The sequence below is a fragment of the Arthrobacter sp. CG_A4 genome, assembly GCF_035985125.1.
Taxonomy (GTDB): domain Bacteria; phylum Actinomycetota; class Actinomycetes; order Actinomycetales; family Micrococcaceae; genus Arthrobacter.
This window is the reverse complement of sequence record NZ_JAXCID010000019.1, coordinates 56,970-76,242: the sequence shown is the minus strand read 5'-3', so window position 1 is coordinate 76,242 and position 19,273 is coordinate 56,970. Positions and strand designations below refer to the sequence as shown.

Annotated in this window: 17 protein-coding genes; 10 read left to right on the top strand and 7 right to left on the bottom strand. The window is 67.8% G+C overall.

The genetic code is table 11. The annotated features are described in order from the left end of the window. Positions 1-540: 540 nt before the first annotated feature. The 8 genes from rapZ to secG all read left to right on the top strand — a co-directional run bounded on the left by rapZ (position 541) and on the right by secG (position 7,995). Entirely contained in the window at positions 541-1,464 is a 924-nt protein-coding gene (gene rapZ, locus RCH07_RS10170; RefSeq protein ID WP_326967347.1) for an RNase adapter RapZ, read from the top strand. After that, on the top strand, positions 1,464-2,483 hold the full coding sequence (locus RCH07_RS10165) for a gluconeogenesis factor YvcK family protein (RefSeq protein ID WP_326967346.1): 1,020 nt from the start codon (positions 1,464-1,466) through the stop codon (positions 2,481-2,483). The genes rapZ and RCH07_RS10165 overlap by 1 nt, the downstream gene beginning before the upstream one ends. Positions 2,484-2,493: 10 nt before the next feature. Next, the gene (gene whiA, locus RCH07_RS10160) at positions 2,494-3,474 is read left to right on the top strand and encodes a DNA-binding protein WhiA (protein ID WP_326967345.1); all 981 of its coding nucleotides are present in this window, start codon (positions 2,494-2,496) and stop codon (positions 3,472-3,474) included. A gap of 172 nt (positions 3,475-3,646) precedes the next feature. Then, positions 3,647-4,270: a superoxide dismutase gene (locus RCH07_RS10155; RefSeq protein WP_326967344.1), complete on the top strand. Its 624-nt coding sequence runs from the start codon at positions 3,647-3,649 to the stop codon at positions 4,268-4,270. A 276-nt stretch (positions 4,271-4,546) separates the two neighbouring features. Then, positions 4,547-5,557, top strand: a complete 1,011-nt coding sequence (gap, locus tag RCH07_RS10150; protein ID WP_326967343.1) for a type I glyceraldehyde-3-phosphate dehydrogenase — start codon at positions 4,547-4,549, stop codon at positions 5,555-5,557. A 10-nt stretch (positions 5,558-5,567) separates the two neighbouring features. Then, positions 5,568-6,794, top strand: coding sequence for a phosphoglycerate kinase (locus RCH07_RS10145; protein ID WP_326967342.1), 1,227 nt, complete (start codon positions 5,568-5,570; stop codon positions 6,792-6,794). A 78-nt stretch (positions 6,795-6,872) separates the two neighbouring features. Continuing rightward, positions 6,873-7,688 carry a triose-phosphate isomerase gene (gene tpiA / locus RCH07_RS10140; protein ID WP_326967341.1) on the top strand — a complete coding sequence of 272 codons (816 nt, stop codon included), beginning with the start codon at positions 6,873-6,875 and terminating at the stop codon, positions 7,686-7,688. A 49-nt stretch (positions 7,689-7,737) separates the two neighbouring features. Continuing rightward, on the top strand, positions 7,738-7,995 hold the full coding sequence (gene secG, locus RCH07_RS10135) for a preprotein translocase subunit SecG (RefSeq protein ID WP_326967340.1): 258 nt from the start codon (positions 7,738-7,740) through the stop codon (positions 7,993-7,995). Positions 7,996-8,043: 48 nt separating this feature from the next. Here secG and RCH07_RS10130 read toward each other — a convergent pair whose 3' ends face one another. Continuing rightward, positions 8,044-8,655, bottom strand: a complete 612-nt coding sequence (locus RCH07_RS10130; protein ID WP_326967339.1) for a GNAT family N-acetyltransferase — start codon at positions 8,653-8,655, stop codon at positions 8,044-8,046. A 225-nt stretch (positions 8,656-8,880) separates the two neighbouring features. Between RCH07_RS10130 and RCH07_RS10125 the strand changes: the two genes are divergently transcribed. Then, complete coding sequence (locus tag RCH07_RS10125) at positions 8,881-9,258, top strand: RNA polymerase-binding protein RbpA (protein ID WP_326967338.1); 378 nt, start codon at positions 8,881-8,883, stop codon at positions 9,256-9,258. A gap of 146 nt (positions 9,259-9,404) precedes the next feature. Here the strand turns inward: RCH07_RS10125 and pgl are convergent, their stop codons facing one another. From pgl to tkt, 6 genes are all read right to left on the bottom strand, one after another. Continuing rightward, entirely contained in the window at positions 9,405-10,211 is an 807-nt protein-coding gene (gene pgl, locus RCH07_RS10120; protein ID WP_326967337.1) for a 6-phosphogluconolactonase, read from the bottom strand. Continuing rightward, the gene (locus tag RCH07_RS10115; protein WP_326967336.1) at positions 10,201-11,142 is read right to left on the bottom strand and encodes a glucose-6-phosphate dehydrogenase assembly protein OpcA; all 942 of its coding nucleotides are present in this window, start codon (positions 11,140-11,142) and stop codon (positions 10,201-10,203) included. The genes pgl and RCH07_RS10115 overlap by 11 nt, the downstream gene beginning before the upstream one ends. Further along, positions 11,139-12,701 (bottom strand): glucose-6-phosphate dehydrogenase, encoded by a 1,563-nt coding sequence (gene zwf, locus RCH07_RS10110; protein ID WP_326967335.1) that lies wholly within the window; start codon positions 12,699-12,701, stop codon positions 11,139-11,141. Before zwf ends, RCH07_RS10115 begins: the two co-directional genes overlap by 4 nt. Before the next feature lie 15 nt (positions 12,702-12,716). Beyond that, positions 12,717-14,351, bottom strand: a complete 1,635-nt coding sequence (locus RCH07_RS10105; protein ID WP_326967334.1) for a glucose-6-phosphate isomerase — start codon at positions 14,349-14,351, stop codon at positions 12,717-12,719. Positions 14,352-14,356: 5 nt separating this feature from the next. Further along, positions 14,357-15,487, bottom strand: a complete 1,131-nt coding sequence (tal, locus tag RCH07_RS10100; protein WP_326967333.1) for a transaldolase — start codon at positions 15,485-15,487, stop codon at positions 14,357-14,359. Positions 15,488-15,557: 70 nt separating this feature from the next. Further along, the gene (gene tkt, locus RCH07_RS10095; RefSeq protein WP_326967354.1) at positions 15,558-17,675 is read right to left on the bottom strand and encodes a transketolase; all 2,118 of its coding nucleotides are present in this window, start codon (positions 17,673-17,675) and stop codon (positions 15,558-15,560) included. Between the two features lie 568 nt (positions 17,676-18,243). On the opposite strand from tkt, the gene RCH07_RS10090 reads away from it, so the two are divergent. Further along, the gene (locus RCH07_RS10090; protein ID WP_326967332.1) at positions 18,244-19,206 is read left to right on the top strand and encodes a heme o synthase; all 963 of its coding nucleotides are present in this window, start codon (positions 18,244-18,246) and stop codon (positions 19,204-19,206) included. Positions 19,207-19,273 lie beyond the last annotated feature (67 nt).

Below are 19,273 nucleotides of genomic sequence, written 5' to 3'. Positions count from 1 at the left end.
AGGCCGGGCCCCCTTCCAGAAAGGAGACCCGGCCTCCGCGCCGTCACGACGCAAACCTGCGGAACCGGCAAACCGCTACCGACCCACGCACCTAGTGGGCATTTTCGTTAGTTCGTCGGGGGTCCGGGCGCGGTGGCCGGACTCTGGGACATGCCCCGCGCCGGGGCAAGCGGGTGGACATAGTGTCATTATGCCCAGTCCCGGGTGCGAAGAATGGGCATGTCCCCCTGCGCGAGAAGGTCCAGGCTCCGTCTGACCACCGGCCCAACGGGACATGCCCCGCGCCGGAGCCAGCGGGTGGACATAGTGTCATTATGCCCAGTCCCGGGTGCGAAGAATGGGCATGTCCCCCTGCGCGAAAAGGTCCAGGCTCCGTCTGACCACCGGCGAAATCCTCGAAACTTAGCTAGCACCGGCAAACTTAGCTAGGGTTAGGACGTGGGAAGCGGCCTGCGCGGGGCAGGACACCCGCGCGGCTGCGCTCCGGCAGGGCCAGAAGCAGGACACAGCAGAAACGCACAGCAGAATGGGGCTTCACCGATGGCAGAGTCAACGGCAGGATCCGGACCCGACACGGACGGTATGACGCCGGTCAAACCCGTTGAGGCGGAACTGCTCGTGGTGACCGGCATGTCAGGGGCAGGCCGCAGTACCGCATCCGACGCCCTCGAGGACCACGGCTGGTATGTCGTGGAAAATCTCCCGCCGCAGATGCTCGGCACCCTCGCCGAACTCGTGTCCCATGCGCCCGGTTCCATTTCCAAGCTCGCCGTCGTGATGGATGTCCGCAGCAAGGACCTCTTCGCCGACATCCGGGCCGCCCTCCGCAACCTGGCGGCCAGCGGCGTCACCTTCCGGGTGCTGTTTCTCGACGCAAACGACGACGTCCTGGTCCGCCGCTTCGAACAGGGCCGGCGGCCCCACCCGCTGCAGGGCGGCGGCCGGATCCTCGACGGCATTGCCGCCGAGCGTGAACTGCTGCACGAGCTCCGGAACTCCGCGGACATCGTCCTGGACACCTCGCCGCTGAACGTCCACGGCCTCGCCACCGCGATCACCGAATTGTTCAGCGAGACCGGGCCCGTCGCGCTCCGGCTGAACGTTATGAGCTTCGGCTTCAAATACGGCCTCCCCGTGGACGCGAACTTCGTCGCGGACGCCCGTTTCATCCCGAACCCGCACTGGGTCCCGGCGCTGCGGCCGCATACCGGTCTGGACAAAGACGTCAGCGATTACGTGCTCGAGGCGCAGGGCGTCAATAACTTCGTGGAACGCTACGTCCTGGCCCTCGAACCGGTCCTGGACGGCTACCGGCGCGAGAATAAGCACTATGCGACCATCGCCGTCGGCTGCACCGGCGGGAAACACCGCTCGGTGGCCGTCGCCGTCGAACTGTCCCGCCGGCTCGCGCAGTACCCGCGCGTCACCGTGACCACCACGCACCGGGACCTGGGCCGGGAATAATGGCGCTGCTTACCGGGCCGCTGCCCCTGGTCTCGCCTGCCAGCGCGGCTTTCGCCAGCCAGCAGGACAAAGGCCCCTCCGTCGTCGCGCTCGGCGGCGGCCACGGCCTGTCCGCCTCGCTGTCCGCGCTGCGCCTGCTGACCTCCGAACTGACCGCGATCGTCACCGTCGCGGACGACGGCGGCTCGTCCGGCCGGCTGCGCGAGGAGTACGGTGTCCTCCCGCCCGGAGACCTGCGCATGGCGCTGTCGGCGCTGTGCGATGACACCGACTGGGGCCGCACTTGGCGGGACGTGATGCAGCACCGCTTCGAGCCGGGCAAGGGCCGCGGCGGTTCCCTCGACGACCACGCCATGGGCAACCTGCTGATCGTGACCCTGTGGGAACTGCTCGGCGACACCGTCGCCGGACTCAAATGGGCCGGCGCCCTGCTGGGGGCACGCGGCGAGGTCCTGCCCATGTCCAGCATCCCGCTGACCATCGAAGGGCAGGTCCGCGTCACCGCGCCGGATGGCAGCAGCGAACTGCAGACCCTCAGTGGCCAGGCGAAATGCGCCGTCGCCGGCTCGCTGGAACACGTCCGGCTGGTGCCGGCGGACGCGCCCGCCTGCATCGAGGCGCTCACCGCGATTGAACTGGCCGACTGGGTGATCCTCGGCCCCGGATCCTGGTACACCTCGGTGTTGCCGCACCTGCTGCTGCCGGAAATGCGGGAGGCGCTCTGCAACACGGCCGCCCGCCGCTGCCTCACCATGAACCTCGCGACGGACACCAAGGAAACCCTGGGCATGTCCGCCGCGGACCACCTGCGGGTGCTGCGGGAGTACGCGCCGGACTTCACGGTCGACGTCGTCCTGGCCGACCCGGCGTCGGTGCCGGACCTCCCCGAGTTCGAACAGGCCGCCGGGATGCTCGGTGCCGAGGTGGTGTTGGGTAAAGTGGGGGCGTCGAGCCGCCGGCCGATCCACGACCCGCTGCGTCTGGCAACGGCGTACCACGACATTTTCGGGAACAGGTAGGAGAGGTGCCATGGCACTGACAGCATCGGTCAAGGAAGAACTTTCCCGGCTGGACATAAAGAAGTCCTCGGTCCGCAAGGCTGAAGTGTCCGCCATGCTCCGCTTCGCCGGCGGACTGCACATCATCTCCGGCCGGATCGTGATCGAGGCCGAAGTCGACCTCGCCTCGACCGCGCGGCGGCTGCGCGCGGCCATTGCAGAGGTCTACGGGCACCAGAGCGAGATCATCGTGGTCTCCGGCGGGGGACTGCGCCGCGGCAGCCGCTACGTGGTCCGGGTGGTGCGTGACGGCGAATCCCTCGCCCGCCAGACCGGGCTGCTGGACGCCCGCGGACGTCCCGTCCGGGGTCTTCCCTCCGCCGTGGTCAACGGATCCGCCGCCGACGCCGAGGCTGTCTGGCGCGGCGCGTTCCTCGCCCACGGCTCGCTTACCGAGCCGGGCCGGTCCTCCGCCATGGAGGTCACCTGCCCGGGGCCGGAATCCGCCCTGGCCCTGGTCGGCGCCGCACGCCGGCTCGGCATCCAGGCCAAGGCCCGCGAGGTCAGGGGAGTGGACCGCGTTGTCATCCGCGACGGCGACACCATCGCCGCGCTGCTGACCAGGATGGGCGCCCATGACGCGCTGATGGTCTGGGAGGAGCGGCGCATGCGCAAGGAAGTCCGCGCCACCGCCAACCGGCTGGCCAACTTCGACGACGCCAACCTGCGCCGTTCCGCGCAGGCCGCCGTCGCCGCCGGAGCCCGCGTGGACCGTGCGCTGGAGATCCTCGGCGACGACGTCCCGGACCACCTCAAGTACGCCGGCGAACTCCGGGTCGCGCACAAGCAGGCCAGCCTGGACGAGCTTGGCCGGCTCTCGGATCCGTTGATGACAAAGGACGCCATCGCCGGCCGCATCCGCCGGCTGCTCGCCATGGCGGACAAACGCGCCCAGGACCTCGGTATCCCCGGCACGGAGGCCAACGTGACCCCCGAGATGCTGGACGAGTAGCCGCACCCTGGCAGCGGGGCCAGAATAAGGTCAGGCGGACGGGAATACCGCCGGGGGACCGGAGGCTATGCCCATTGGATTCCGATCCAGAGATTTCCGGGTGCCACACCATCCGGATGCACAATCCGAGAGATACCAACCGGACAACCAGTCCACGACATTGGAGGATTTTGTGACCGAGTACGTACTGCCAGACCTCAGCTATGACTATGCAGCGCTGGAGCCGCACATTTCCGCACGGATTATGGAGCTGCACCACAGCAAGCACCACGCCGCCTACGTGGCCGGAGCCAACAACGCCTTGAAGCAGCTGGCCGGGGCGCGCGAGACGGGCGATTTTGCCAACATCAACCGCCTCTCCAAGGACCTTGCCTTCCACACCGGCGGCCACATCAACCACACCGTGTTCTGGAAGAACCTCTCCCCGGACGGCGGCGACAAGCCCGAGGGGGAGCTCGCAGCCGCGATCGATGATGCATTCGGCTCCTTTGACGCCTTCCGCGCCCACTTCAGCGCGGCGGCCCTGGGCCTGCAGGGCTCCGGCTGGGCCTTCCTGGCCTACGAGCCGATCGGCGGCAACCTAGTGATCGAACAGCTGTACGACCAGCAGGGCAACGTGGCGGTGGGCACCACCCCGCTGCTGATGCTGGACATGTGGGAGCACGCCTTCTACCTGGACTACGTCAACGTCAAGGCCGACTACGTCAAGGCGTTCTGGAACATCGTGAACTGGGCCGACGTCGCCGGGCGCTTCGACGCCGCCCGCAAGAACGCGACCGGCCTCATCACGCTCTAAAGGCTGTTCCGCTGCAGGACGGCGTCCACACGGCTGTAACAAAGCGCACACAGCGTGCCGTTCGGCCCGGATCGTGGACTGTCTGCCCCCGCACTTGCGGGGGCAGACAGTGTTAAACGTAAGATAGATCACGGAAGGCGGTCAGCCTTCAGCAATGTGGCTGGTCGCCCTCCAATCTGTAGATCATCTCTGCCCAATGGCGTGCGGGATTTGTTAGTTGGCTTGAACGCCTTCTCAACTAGTCGTGCTCGCAGGAGCACCAAGGAGACTGAAAAAGTGACTACCCGTATTGGTATCAACGGCTTCGGCCGTATTGGCCGCAACTACTTCCGCGCCGCACTCGCTCAGGGCGCGGACCTCGAGATCGTTGCAGTCAACGACCTCACCAGCCCGGAAGCCCTCGCCCACCTGCTCAAGTACGACTCCGTCGGCGGGCGCCTGCAGGCGAGCATTGAGGTTAAGGACGGCAACATCGTCGTCGACGGCAACATCATCAAGGTTCTCGCCGAGCGCGATCCCGCAAAGCTCCCCTGGGGCGAGCTCGGCGTCGACATCGTGATCGAATCGACCGGCTTCTTCACCAAGGCCGCCGACGCGCAGAAGCACATCGACGCCGGCGCCAAGAAGGTCCTGATCTCAGCTCCCGCCTCGGACGAGGACATCACGATCGTGATGGGCGTCAACCAGGGGCTCTACGACCCGGCCGCGCACCACATCATCTCGAACGCTTCCTGCACCACCAACTGCCTCGGCCCGCTGGTCAAGGTGGTCAATGACGCGTTCGGGATTGAGCGCGGCCTGATGACCACCATCCACGCCTACACCGCCGACCAGAACCTGCAGGACGGACCGCACAAGGACCTCCGCCGTGCCCGCGCCGCAGCCATCAACATGGTCCCCACCTCCACGGGGGCGGCCAAGGCGATCGGCCTGGTCCTGCCGGAACTCAAGGGCAAGCTCGACGGCTACGCCATCCGCGTCCCGGTACCCACCGGCTCCGCGACGGACCTGACCGTCGTCGTGTCCCGCGAAACCACCGTCGCGGAGGTCAATGCCGTCCTCAAGGCTGCCTCCGAGTCGGACGAGCTCAGGGGCCTGCTGACCTACACCGACGAGCCGATCGTCTCCTCGGACATCGTCGGTGACCCTGCGTCCTCCATCTTCGACTCCGGCCTCACCAAGGTGATCGGCAACCAGGTCAAGGTTGTTGCCTGGTATGACAACGAATGGGGCTACTCCAACCGCCTCGTGGACCTTACGGAGCTCGTCGCAGCCAAGCTGGGCTAGGGTAAGACCCATGACATTCCACACCCTCAACGAACTGATCGCTGATGGTGTCCGCGGGCGGTACGTTCTGGTCAGAAGTGACCTGAACGTGCCGCTCGACGGCTCTTCAGTGACTGATGACGGCCGGATCAAGGCCTCCCTTCCAGTGCTGGCGAAGCTCACGGACGCCGGTGCCCGCGTGCTGGTCGCAGCGCACCTCGGCCGCCCCAAGGGCGCCCCCGATGCCAAGTACTCGCTCACGCCCGCCGCAGCGCGGCTGGCCGAGCTGGCACCGTTCGCCGTCTCCCTCGCGGAGGACACCGTCGGAGCGTCCGCGCGGTCCCTCGCCGGCACGCTGCAGGACGGCGAAGTGCTGGTCCTGGAAAACGTGCGCTTCGACGCGCGCGAGACGAGTAAGGACGACGCCGAACGCGGCGCGTTCGCGGACGAACTGGCGGCTCTCACCGGATCCAACGGCGCCTTCGTGGACGATGCCTTCGGTGCTGTGCACCGCAAGCACGCCAGCGTGTACGACGTCGCCACCAGGCTGCCGTCCTACCAGGGCGACCTCGTGCGCACGGAGGTGGAGGTGCTGCGCAAGCTCACCACCGACACCCGGCGTCCCTACGTTGTTGTACTCGGCGGCTCCAAGGTCTCGGACAAACTCGCCGTGATCGACCGGCTGATCGGCAAGGCGGACACGATCCTGGTGGGCGGCGGCATGCTGTTCACCTTCCTCGCAGCCGCGGGCCACAAGGTGGCCGGCAGCCTGCTGGAAGCCGACCAGATCCCGGTCGTGCAGGACTACCTCAAGCGCGCCGCGGCCGCCGGCACCGAGTTCGTGATCCCCACCGACGTTGTGGTGGCCGCCACGTTTGCGGCCGACGCGGACCACGAAACAGTCCGTGCCGAGGCGATCGAGGGCAGCAGCTTCGGCGCCCGGGGAATCGGCCTGGACATCGGACCCGAATCGGCAGCAGCCTTCGCGGAACGGATCAAGGGCGCGAAGACTGTGTTCTGGAACGGCCCCATGGGCGTGTTCGAGTTCCCGGCGTTCGCGGCCGGCACCCGGGCCATCGCCCTGGCGCTGACCGAAACGGACGCGTTCACCGTCGTGGGCGGCGGCGACTCCGCTGCCGCGGTCCGGACACTCGGCTTCGCCGATGAGGCGTTCGGCCACATTTCCACCGGCGGCGGCGCCAGCCTGGAATACCTTGAAGGCAAGGAACTCCCCGGCTTGAGCGTGTTGGACCGCTAGACCCCCCGGCCGGCAGGGCGCCCCTTACGGCGGGTATCCTGCCGGCTGTTCCACTGCTACGAATCTTTTGGAGATCACGTGACCACGTCAACCAACGGCACATTCGACCGCACGCCCTTCATCGCAGGCAACTGGAAGATGAACATGGACCATGTCCAGGGCATCACCCTCCTGCAGAAGCTGGCCTGGACTTTGTCCGACGCCAAGCACGACTACAGCCGGGTGGAGGTGGCCGTCTTCCCGCCGTTCACGGATCTCCGCGGCGTCCAGACGCTCGTCCAGGGCGATGAACTTCAAGTCGTCTACGGCGGCCAGGACCTGTCCCAGTTCGATTCCGGCGCCTACACCGGTGACATCTCCGGCCAGTTCCTGGCCAAGCTCGGCTGCCGGTACGTCCTCGTCGGCCACAGCGAACGCCGCAGCATCCACCACGAGTCCGACGCGGTCCTCAACGCCAAGACCCTGGCCGCGTTCCGCCACGGCATCACCCCCGTGCTGTGCGCCGGCGAAGGCCTGGAGGTCCGGCAGGCCGGCACCCATGTGGAGCACACGCTCGCGCAGGTGCGGGCCGGCGTCGAAGGCCTTACCCCCGGGCAGGCTGCCGAACTCGTCGTCGCCTACGAGCCGGTCTGGGCGATCGGAACCGGCGAAGTTGCCGGGCCCGGCGACGCGCAGGAAATGTGCGCCGCCATCCGTGCCGAGCTCGCAACCCTCTTCGGTGCGGACATCGCCGCCAAGACCCGGCTGCTCTACGGCGGCTCGGTGAAGGCCAACAATGCGGCCTCCATCCTCAAGGAACGCGACGTGGACGGGTTGCTTGTCGGCGGTGCCAGCCTGGATGCGGCCGAGTTTGCTAATATTGTCAGGTTCGAGAGTCACCTGCTGACGGATTAGTCCGGAGACAGGCTGGGCCCCCGCAATCCAAATCTTCTGAAAGGCCGTCGTGGACGTTCTTCATGTCATTCTGCAGGTACTCCTGGGTATCACCAGCCTCCTGCTGACCCTGCTCATCCTGCTCCACAAGGGACGCGGCGGCGGCCTCTCCGATATGTTCGGCGGCGGGATGAGCTCCGGACTGAGCTCCTCCGGCGTGGCGGAGCGGAACCTGAACCGCTTCACCGTCATCCTCGGCGTGACGTGGGGTGTGGTCATCATCGCCCTCGGCCTGGTCATGCGCTTCAGCAGCGGCGGCGATTCCTAGCCTGGATCCACCGACCCGCCGATCTACCGTTCCGTTGGGCCGTATGACCTAGATCCTGTTTCGGCGGGTTGAGGGCATATTTTCCGTGCGCCGGAGGCGGGAAAGGTCAGCCTCCCATTCAACCAGGGTGATCGCGTACTCGACGTCGCCGTGCTCATCGCCAGCAATGGACACCGGCCAGTCGGCGACGAAGGCCCGTGCCAGCCGCATCCCGGACTTTTCCATCACCCTTCGGGATGCCGTGTTGACGGCCATGGTCGAGGCCACAACGCGCTGCACCCCGAACTCGGTGAACCCCTTAGCGATCAGCGCCCGCGATCCCTCCGTCGCGTACCACTTTCCCCACGCCTCGCGGCGCAGCCGGTAGCCAAGTTCCGGCTGATCGTGTAGATCGTCGGGGCCCGGCCGGAAATGGAACCAGCCGAGAAATTCCCCGGTCGTCTTTTCGAGCGCGGCCCAGAACCCGTAGCCGGGAAAGCGCCGGTAGTAGTCGAGGAATGCCGGGAGCACGTCACCTTGTATTTCTTCCCGGGAGGTGAGGGTACCACCGGTGATGTACCGCATCACGCGCGGATCGCTGTCCAGCTCCACGAGTAGCCCGACGTCGTCGGCGGTGAACTGCCGCAGCAGAAGCCGTTCGGTCGCCAGGAAGGTGAGCATGCAGACATTCTCGCACCGGGAGGGATGGTCCGTCACCCCGATCGGGGCGACCGGAATACCGTCGCTGGACGGGCTGCCGCCGGCGAAGATCCGGTGCGGCGCTGAAGCTGAGGAGAGGGTCCTAACAAGTCCGCCGCGGCGGCACAGCCCGTAGCGGGAAGTGAAGAACTAGACTGTGGCTGATGGCATTAACCATTTCCTCCGCCGCGTAGCCAGGAGTTCCCGATGCTGCATGCTGTCTCCGGATTCAAGGGCCTCCGCGTCGGAGCCACCGAAGGGGCATCGTCCCGCCAGGAGCCCCCCGGCGGCGCCGGCGCCCGGCAGCCCCGCATCAAGGTGTCGTACCGGTGCGCCAAGGGGCACGAAACGCCGCTGGTGTTCGCCCGGCTTCCCGAAGACCAGATCCCCGGGGTGTGGGATTGCCGCCGTTGCGGAGGCACGGCCACCCGGGACGAGGCGCAGTTCGCCCTTGAGGACTTCCCGCCGGAGGGCTACAAGAGCCACCTCGAACACGTTAAAGAGCGGCGCTCCGGCCAGGACGCCGAAGACGTACTGGCCGGAGCCCTTGAGCGGCTGCGGGCCGCCCGGACCCTGCCGGATTAGCGGGCGTTTTCGTTGGTTCGTCGGGTGGCTTGGCCCGGGGGTTGGGAGGGCACTGCTCGGGGACATGCCCCGCGCCGGGGTGCGCGGACGGACGTAGTGCCGCTATGCCCGGTCCCGGGTGCAAAGAATGGGCATGTCCCCCCGGATCAGCCCTTCCGGACCAGCTGTGCCGGGACCCGGGCCGCCGCGTTCTCGTCGATGAGCCACAGAGTTTCATTCCGGCCGCGCGGGCCGGCCGCCGGGACCTGGACCGGGTTAGCGCCCGCCAGGGCCAGCCCCACGGCGCCGGCCTTGTCCTCCCCGGCCACCACCATCCAGATCTCCGACGCCGTGTTGATCGCCGGCAGCGTGAGGGACACCCGGCCCGGCGGGGGCTTGGGCGAGTTGCGGACGCCCACCACTGTCAGTTCCTTCTCGCGGATGCCGGCCTGCTCGGGGAACAGCGACGCCACATGCGCGTCGGGGCCGACCCCCAGCAGGACGATGTCGAAGCGGGGGAGCCGGCCCGGTGTCTCCGGCCGGTCGTCGGACGTATCGGCGGCGTGCTCCGCCGCACCGGCCTCGGCGAGCCGGGCGGCGTAGTCCGCGGCAGCCTCTTCCGGCGTGCCGAAGTCGTCGGCGGAACCCGGCACATGGATGCGGGCCGGGTCTGCGCCGATGTGCGAAAGCAGCGCCTCATGCGCCTGCCGGGCGTTGCGCTCGGCGTCGTCCGCTGCGACGAAGCGTTCATCGCCCCACCAGAAGTTGACCTTGGACCAGTCAACGGCCGGTGCCGCCGGCGACTCCGCGACGGCCCTCAGCGAGCCGATCCCCATCGTGCCCCCGGTCAGCACCACCGTCGCCTCGCCGTGTTTGTCCTGGATATCCACAAGCTTGGTTATCAGGCGTGCCGCGATGGCGGCCATGAGCACGGTCGAATCGGGATGGATGCTTACTCTGGGGTCAGCGCTCACTGGGACGGACACTCCTTAGGTTGGTGCGGGGCAGGCCAATAGTAATCACTTCACCAAATACTTCGTCGGGATCCAGCCGGCGCAGTTCTTCGGCGAGGCAGTCCTTCAGGCTCCGGCGCGGCAAGGAAATGCGCTGTGCGGGCTGGCCCGGCTGGGTCAGCTCGGCCACGGTCAGGCCCGGACGGAACAACTGCACATCGCCCCCGGACCGGGAGAGCCGAACGCGCCGGATTCCCGTTCCGGCCGGGTCCGCCACGATGGTCACCGGGGCGTCCAGGGCCAGGGTGAGCCAGGCCGCGAGCAGGATGGTGCTGGGGGAGTCGGAGGCGCCCTCGACGGCGACGGCCGTCACCGGTGCGTCATCCACCTGGTCCAGGGCCGCTGCCAGCTGGATGCGCCAGTTGGTCAAGCGGGTCCACGCCAGGTCCGTGTCGCCGGCCTTGTAGGTGCGGCGGATATTGTCCAGGGCGCGCTGCGGATCGGTCTCGTTGGCCGAGTCCGTGATCCGGCGGTGCGCGATCCGGCCGATGGACGTCTCGCAGGCGTTCTTCGGGGCGCCGTGCGGCCACCACGCCACGATCGGCGCGTCCGGCAGGAGCAGGGCCGCTACGAGGGATTCGCTTTCCTCGGCGAGTTCGCCGTAGCCGCGGAGCAGGATGACCTCGGAGGCACCGGCGTCGCCGCCCACCCGGATCTGGGCGTCCAGCCTGGTCGGGGCCTTGGCGCCGGCGTCGGCAAGCACAATGATCCGGCAGGGGTGCTCGCGGCTGGCCTCGTTGGCGGCCTCGATGGCCTCCTCTTCCAGTCCGGACTTGGTGACCACCACCAGGGTGAGCACCCGGCCCAGCGCAATCACGCCGCCCTGCTCGCGCAGGGCCATGAGTTTCTTGGAAATCTTGGAGGTGGTGGTGTCGGGAAGATCTACAATCATGGCCTTCTCCAGGTTCGTCCGTCACGGGCAAGAAGTTCGTCGGCAGTGGCGGGGCCCCAGCTCCCGGGCGCGTAGGGTTCCGGCTGCGTGCCGAGGCTGGCCCAGTAGTCCTCGAAGGGATCCAGGATCTTCCAGGACAGTTCGACTTCCGCGTGCCGGGGGAACAACGGCGGCTCGCCGAGCAGCACATCCAGGATCAGCCGTTCGTACGCTTCGGGGCTGGATTCCGTGAAGGAGTGGCCGTAGCCGAAGTCCATCGTCACATCGCGGACTTCCATCTGGGTGCCCGGCACCTTGGAGCCGAAGCGGATGGTGGCGCCCTCGTCGGGCTGGACCCGGATGACCACGGCGTTCTGGCCGAAGTCGTCCTCGCCGTGGTCGGTGAAGAGCAGGTTCGGCGCCCGTTTGAGCACGACGGCGATCTCGGTCACCCGGCGGCCCAGCCTCTTGCCGGCGCGCAGGTAGAACGGCACGCCGCTCCAGCGCCGGGTGTTGATGTCCACCCGGATCGCGGCGAACGTCTCGGTGGTGGAGTCGGCGGGAATGCCGTCCTCCTCGAGGTAGCCGACCACCTTTTCGCCGCCCTGCCAGCCGCCGGTGAACTGCCCGCGGGCCGAGTGGGTGGACAGGTCCTCGGGGAGCCGGACGGCGGCGAGGACCTTTTCCTTCTCCGCACGCAGGTCATCGGCGTTGAAGGAGATCGGTTCCTCCATTGCGGTCAGCGCCAGGAGCTGGAGCAGGTGGTTCTGGATGACGTCGCGGGCCGCACCGACCCCGTCGTAGTAGCCGGCCCGGCCACCGGTGCCGATGTCCTCGGCCATGGTGATCTGGACGTGGTCCACGTAGTTGGCGTTCCAGAGCGGTTCGAACAGCTGGTTGGCGAAACGCAGCGCCAGGATGTTCTGGACCGTCTCCTTGCCCAGATAGTGGTCGATCCGGAAGACGGCGTCCGGTGGGAAGACCGATTCGACGATGTCGTTCAGCTGGCGGGCCGACGCGAGATCGTGGCCGAAGGGCTTCTCGATGACCACGCGCCGCCACTTGCCGCCCTCGGCCTGCGCCAGCCCGTGCTTGGAGAGCTGCCGGCAGACCAGTTCGAAGGCGTTCGGCGGGACGGACAGGTAGAAGGCGTGATTCCCGCGTGTTCCGCGCTGCTCGTCGAGCTCATCAATGGTGGCGCTGAGCCGCGCGAACGCGTCGTCGTCGTCGAATTCCCCCTGCACGAACCGGATGCCCTCGGAGAGCTGCTTCCATACCGCTTCGTCGAACGGTGTCCGGGCGTGGGCCTTGACGGACGCCTTCACCTCGGCGGCGAAGTCATCGTCGTCCCATTTCCGCCGGGCGAAGCCGACGAGGGCGAAGCTCGGCGGGAGGAGACCGCGGTTGGCCAGATCGTACACGGCCGGCATAAGTTTCTTGCGGGCAAGGTCCCCCGTGACCCCGAACAGGACCAGCGACGACGGTCCGGCGATACGGTTCAGGCGGCGGTCCCGCGGGTCCCGGAGCGGGTTGCGCCCCCGACCCGCGGACTTCCGGCCGCCGGTTTTTGTGTCTGGCATGGTTGCGTGGGTGCCTTAGCTTCTCGTGGAGGGTGCGGTCTGGCCGGCCAGCGTCGAGACGAGCTCCTGCAGCTGCCGGACGCCGGCGGCACGGTCCGTGAGGTGCAGCCGGAGGACCGGGCGGCCGTGCTCGGACAGGACCTGGGCATCCCCGGCGGCCTGCGCCGAGATCAGTTCGCCGAACGTGAACGGGCGGTCCGGGATGGCCAGATCGGTGGCAGCCGCGGCCGTGACCTGCAGGAACGCGCCGATCGAGGGGCCGCCCTTGTGGAACTGTCCGGTGGAGTGCAGGAAACGCGGGCCCCAGCCGAAGGTAACGGGACGTCCACTGATGGCCGCCAGCTGATCCCGGACGCCCTCCAGCGGGGCGTAAGCGAGCCGGTCGAGGTAGGCCTGGACGCTGAGGTAGCCGTCCGTGCCGAGCTCGGCGAGCAGCGCGCTGACGGCTTCCGCCGCGGTTGCCGCCGCGCCGAGCCAGTCGCCGCCGCGGACCTCGATGGCGCCGTCGGTGAAGGCCGCCGGTGTCGGTTCGGGCTGGGCGTCCAGCAGACCGCGGGCGGCCACCTTGGCGGCCTCGACGTCGGGCTGGTCATAGGGGTTGATGCCCAGCAGCCGTCCGGCCACGGCCGTGGCGAACTCCCACGCCATCATCTGGGTGGGGAGCCCGCCGGCAATAGCCACTTCGTTGTCCCCGAGCTCGACGTCGGCGTCGTCCGAGACGAGGCGGATGACGAGGACATCGGGGGCGCCGAGCGAGGCCTCCGGCGAGTCCGGCCCGGCGACCACGGGCAGCACACCGGTGCCGAGCTTGCCGGTGGATTCGGCGATGAGCTGTTCGGCCCAGTCGGCGAAGCCCACCATCCCGGAGCCGTCCTCGGCGATGACGATCTTGTTGCGCAGGGGGTTGGTGCCGCCCAGCGCGGAGCCGAGGGCCAGGCCGATGTTCTCCCCGGAGTCCTCATTCAGGACCTCCGCGGCTTCCTCGGCCTCGTCCAGGAACGCCTGGATGTCCACGCCGGCCAGGCCGCACGGCACCAGTCCGAACGCGGTGAGCGCCGAGTAGCGTCCGCCGACGTTCGGGTCCGCGTTGAAGACGGCGCGGTAGCCGGCCTCGCGGGCCGCTTTGTCCAGCGGGGAACCGGGATCCGTGACGATGATGATCCGGCTCCTGGCGTCGAGGCCCGCCCCGGTGAAGGCGTGCTCGAAGATCCGGCGCTGCGAGTCAGTTTCCAGGGTGGAGCCGGACTTCGAGGAGACCACGATCGCGGTCTCCGCGAGCCGGTCCGCCAGGGCCGCCGCGACCTGCTCGGGATCGGTGCTGTCCAGCACGGTCAGCTCGACGCCGGCGGTCCCGGCAATGACCTCGGGGGCCAGCGAGGACCCGCCCATCCCGCAGAGGACAATCCGGGTGACGCCCTCGGAGCGGAGGGCATCCCGGAGTGCCAGGATGTCCGGCACGAGAAGCTGGGAGACGGTGGCCGCCTCGACCCAGCCGAGCCGGACCGACGCCTCGGCCTCGGCGTCGGGACCCCACAGGGTGGCGTCCTTGGCAAAGATCCGGGTGGCAACCTTGTCCTCCAGCAGGGCCGGGAGGTGCTGTTCGTGGGCCTGACGGGCTGAGCCCGTGGCGTCGTAGCTGAGACTGGTCATGCGGACTATGCGTCCTTCCGTGCGGCGGCGAGGGCTCCCTCGACGTCGGCCAGCAGTTCCTTCCAGCTGGCCACGAACTTGTCGAGGCCTTCGGATTCGAGCAGCGTGACGACTTCGTTGTAGGAGATGCCGAGGGCATCGAGCGCGTTGAGCGTGGCGTTGGCGGCGTCGTAGCCGCGGCTGATCGTGTTGCCCGTGACCGTGCCGTGGTCAAAGGTCGCGTCGAGTGTCTTTTCCGGCATGGTGTTCACGACGCCGGGGGCGACGAGTTCCGTGACGTACAGGGTGTCCGGGTAGGCCGGGTCTTTGACGCCGGTGGAGGCCCACAGCGGGCGCTGCGGGAGGGCGCCGGCGTCGGCCAGCAGGGCCCAGCGTTCGGTGGAGAACAGCTCCTCGTAGACCTGGTAGGCCAGGCGGGCGTTGGCCAGGCCGGCCTTGCCCTTGAGTGCGCGGGCCTCGTCGGTGCCGATCGCGTCGAGGCGCTTGTCGATTTCGGAGTCAACGCGGGAGACGAAGAAGGACGCCACCGAGTGGATCGTGGCGAGGTCGTGGCCGTTGTCCCTGGCCTGCTCGAGGCCGGACTGGAAGGCGTTGATGACGGCGCGGTACCGCTCGAGGGAGAAGATCAGCGTCACGTTGACGCTGATGCCGGCCGCCACCGTGGCGGTGATGGCTTCCAGGCCTTCAAGCGTGGCGGGGATCTTGATCAGGACGTTGTCCTTGTTGACCTTCTTATAAAGGTGCTTGGCTTCGGTGATGGTGCCGGCGGTGTCCCACGCAAGGCGGGGATCCACCTCAATCGACACGCGGCCGTCGACGCCCCTGGTGGCTGCTGCCACCGGTGCGAAGACATCGCAGGCGTCGGCTACGTCGGTGGTGGTGATTTCGAAGACGGTCTCTTCGACGCTGGCGCCGGCCGCGGCCTGGGCGACGATGACGGCGTCGTAATCGTGGCCAACGGTGATGGCCGCGTGGAAGATGGACGGGTTGGTGGTGACACCGACGACGTTCTTCTCTTCGATGAGCTTGCGGAGGGTGCCGGTGTCAAGGCGTCCGCGGGACAGGTCGTCGAGCCAGATGGAAACTCCGGCGTCGGAGAGCTGCTGCGTGGGGGTGATGCTGGGGGTGGTGGTCATGTCTAACTCCTGGAAGTCTGGGGCCGCCGCCGTTGGTTGGGGCGGCAGCCCGGGAAGCGTGAAGTTTGGGTCAGGCCGTGAGGCCGGCGAGGGAATCCTTGGCGGCTGCGGCCACAGCCTCTGCGGTGATGCCGAATTCCTGGAAAAGCCGCTTGTAGTCCGCCGAGGCGCCGAAATGCTCGAGACTGATGGAACGTCCCGCGTCACCGACGAATTCCCGCCACCCCAGCGCAAGTCCGGCTTCGACGGAGACCCGGGCCTTGACCGTGGCGGGCAGGACCGATTCGCGGTAGGCGGCGTCCTGTTTGGTGAACCACTCCACGCAGGGCATGGAGACGACGCGGGTCGGGATGCCTTCGGCCTGCAGGGCTTCGCGGGCATTGACGGCCAGCTGGACCTCGGAGCCGGTGCCGATCAGAATGACCTGCGCCCTGGCGGTCGCACCGTTGGCCGATGCTTCGGCCAGGACGTACCCTCCCTTGGCGACGCCGTCGGTGGAGCCGAAGGTATCGCCGTCGGCGTCGGACGCTCCGCGGGCGTAGGTGGGGATGTTCTGCCGGGTCAGGACGATGCCGGCCGGGTTCGCGTGGTTTTCCAGCATGACTTTCCAGGCCGCCGCGACCTCGTTGGCGTCGCCCGGGCGGACAACATCCAGGCCGGGGATGGCGCGGAGTGCGGCGAGCTGTTCCACCGGCTGGTGGGTGGGTCCGTCTTCGCCCAGGCCGATCGAGTCGTGCGTCCAGACATACAGCGACGGGACACCCATCAGCGCGCCGAGGCGGATGGCCGGGCGCTGGTAGTCGCTGAAGATCAGGAACGTGCCGGAAAAGGCGCGGGTGCGCCCGTGCAGGGAAATGCCGTTGACGATAGCGGCCGCTGCATGCTCGCGGATGCCGAAGTGCAGGACGCGGCCGTACGGGTTGCCCTTCCAGGCGTTCGTGGAGCGGGACGCCGGAATGAACGACGGCGAACCCTCGATAGTGGTGTTGTTGGACTCGGCGAGGTCGGCCGAGCCGCCCCACAGCTCGGGCATGACCGGACCGATGGCGTTCAGGACTTTGCCGGAGGCGGCCCGGGTGGACACATCTTTGCCGGCCTCGAAGACCGGGAGGGCGGCGTCGAGCCCGGCCGGGAGCTTGCGGGCCTCGACGCGTTCAAGCAGTGCCGCACCCTCGGGGTTGCCGTCCTGCCATGCCTCGAAGGAGGCCTGCCAGCCGCTGCGGGCGGCCGCGCCGCGGACTGCGGCTTCCCGGGTGTGGGCCAGGACGTCCTCGTCCACCTGGAAGGAGCGGGCCGGGTCGAAGCCGAGGACCTCCTTGAGCCCTGCGACTTCCTCGGCGCCGAGGGCGGAGCCGTGGATCTTACCGGTGTTCTGCTTCTTCGGGGCAGGATAGCCGATGATGGTGCGCAGCGAGATGATGGACGGTTTGCCCGTCTCGGCCTTGGCGGCCAGGAGGGCGGCGTACAGTTCCTGCACGTCCTCCTTGTATTCCCCGGTCCGGGTCCAGTCGACGCGCTGGGTGTGCCAGCCGTAGGCCTCGTAGCGCTTGAGGACATCCTCGGTGAAGGCGACGTCGGTGTCGTCCTCGATGGAGATGTGGTTCTCGTCGTAGATGACCACGAGGTTGCCGAGCTCCTGGTGCCCGGCGAGCGAGGAGGCCTCGGAGGTGACGCCTTCCTGCAGGTCGCCGTCGGACGCGATCACCCAGATGGTGTGGTCGAACGGGCTGGTGCCGTCGGCGGCGTCGGCGTCGAACAGTCCGCGCATCCGGCGCTGGGAGTAGGCGAAGCCGACCGCGGAGGCAAGTCCCTGGCCCAGCGGGCCGGTGGTGATCTCCACACCCTTGGTGTGCCGGTACTCCGGGTGGCCGGGGGTCAGCGAACCCCACGTGCGCAGCGCCTGCAGGTCGTCCAGTTCCAGGCCGTAGCCGGAGAGGAAAAGCTGGATGTACAGCGTGAGGGAGGTGTGGCCGGGGGAGAGGACGAACCGGTCCCGGCCCAGCCACTCAGGGTTCTTCGGGTCATGCCGCATCAGCTTCTGAAAGAGAAGGTACGCGGCCGGAGCCAGGCTCATGGCCGTGCCGGGGTGACCATTGCCGACCTTCTCCACGGCGTCGGCCGCGAGCACGCGGACCGTGTCCACGGCGCGCTGGTCCAAGCTGGTCCATGACAGGTCTTGCTCTTCCAAATGTGGCACGAAAACCGGGCCCCTCTCTGTGCTGACGGCGGGAGGTATGGTCAGTCCCGTCCGGGCACAGTTCGGTGCCCGCTGCGGTACGTACCAGCCGTTCACCATCGAAACGTTGATCTATTCATGTTGATCTATGCATGTTGATCTATGCATTCAGTCGCGCGGGCTGGTGCACCTATGCTGGGACGGCCGTTCCGGCCGTCACCCGCGCGCGCTGATCTGCAGACAGCTTAGCCCTATTCCATCTGCCGGGCAGTGTATATCTCACCAAATGGACGGGATCTGGGCATATCCGAATCACCGGCCTCCGCGGCGGCAGTAAGCCCGCGTTTACCTGGCCGAATCGCGGCAGCACTGCAGGCCCTCCGCGTGGGCCCTCCGCGCGGCCCTCGGCAGGGGCCCCGTACCAGCCCGGCACGGCGTAGGTCCGCGGTATGATGGTGCGTGGCTACCAACGGGGGCGAGGACACGCCTGTGCGCTCCGCGTGGACCCCGTCGACATGCAACTCGCGTTGCGACAACAAGCCGGACTGAACAGCCAGACAGAACAGCCAGACAGAACAGAGTGACTGCCACCGTGAGCACAACAGATACGCCGCTGAATGCCTCTTCGATCGCCGGAAGAATCGGCTTCGCCCGCAAGGCCAAGGCCTACCTGGCGCTCACGAAACCCCGCGTCATCGAACTCCTGCTGGTCAGCACCCTGCCCACCATGATCTATGCGGAGCGCGGGTTCCCCCCGATCGGGCTCATCCTGGCGACCCTCGTGGGTGGCGCCTTTGCCGCCGGCAGCGCCGGGTCTTTCAACTGTTACATCGACCGCGACATCGACAAGTTGATGCACCGGACCGAGAACCGGCCGCTGGTCACCGGCGAGGTCACCCCGCGCGAAGCCCTCATCTTCTCCTGGCTCCTGGGCGCGGCAGCGATCGCGATCCTCTGGTTCGGGGCCAACCCGCTGGCCGCCTGGCTGGGACTCGGCGCCATCGTTTTCTACGTGGTCATCTACACAATGATCCTGAAGCGCCGCACCGCGCAGAACATCGTCTGGGGCGGAGCCGCAGGCTGCTTCCCGGTGCTGATCGCGTGGGCCGCCGTGACCAACACCGTGGAGTGGCCCGCCGCCATTCTCTTTATGGTGATCTTCCTCTGGACGCCGCCGCACTACTGGCCGCTGTCCATGCGCTACGGCGAGGACTACCGCAACGCCAATGTGCCGATGCTCGGCGCCATTGCCGGCGCCAAGGTGGTTTCGGTCCAGGTTGTCCTGTACGCGTGGGCCATGGTGGTGTGCTCCCTGCTGCTGGTGCCGGCCGGCGGGGCGGGCTGGGTCTACACCGTGACCGCCGTCGTCGCGGGTGCCTGGTTCCTGTACGAATCCCATGCGCTGTACACGCGGGCGCACAACGGCGATGTGTCCGACAAGGGCGCCATGAAGGTCTTCCACGGCTCCATCAGCTACCTGACCCTGCTCTTCATCGCCCTGGCCGTGGATCCGTTCATCGGTTCCCCGGTCATGGGCGGCTGACCCCCGGAGTTCCCAGACCGGCCCGCATCTCCTTCTACACAGCAACGCGGGGTCACTTACGGCCCAT

Bases quoted from the DNA above. Each gene is read 5' to 3' on its own strand.
- rapZ (WP_326967347.1), top strand. From the start codon at position 541: ATGGCAGAGTCAACGGCAGGATCCGGACCCGACACGGACGGTATGACG.
- RCH07_RS10165 (WP_326967346.1), top strand. From the start codon at position 1,464: ATGGCGCTGCTTACCGGGCCGCTGCCCCTGGTCTCGCCTGCCAGCGCG.
- whiA (WP_326967345.1), top strand. From the start codon at position 2,494: ATGGCACTGACAGCATCGGTCAAGGAAGAACTTTCCCGGCTGGACATA.
- RCH07_RS10145 (WP_326967342.1), top strand. From the start codon at position 5,568: ATGACATTCCACACCCTCAACGAACTGATCGCTGATGGTGTCCGCGGG.
- RCH07_RS10130 (WP_326967339.1), bottom strand. From the start codon at position 8,655: ATGCTCACCTTCCTGGCGACCGAACGGCTTCTGCTGCGGCAGTTCACC.
- RCH07_RS10125 (WP_326967338.1), top strand. From the start codon at position 8,881: ATGCTGCATGCTGTCTCCGGATTCAAGGGCCTCCGCGTCGGAGCCACC.
- RCH07_RS10115 (WP_326967336.1), bottom strand. From the start codon at position 11,142: ATGATTGTAGATCTTCCCGACACCACCACCTCCAAGATTTCCAAGAAA.
- zwf (WP_326967335.1), bottom strand. From the start codon at position 12,701: ATGCCAGACACAAAAACCGGCGGCCGGAAGTCCGCGGGTCGGGGGCGC.
- RCH07_RS10105 (WP_326967334.1), bottom strand. From the start codon at position 14,351: ATGACCAGTCTCAGCTACGACGCCACGGGCTCAGCCCGTCAGGCCCAC.
- tal (WP_326967333.1), bottom strand. From the start codon at position 15,487: ATGACCACCACCCCCAGCATCACCCCCACGCAGCAGCTCTCCGACGCC.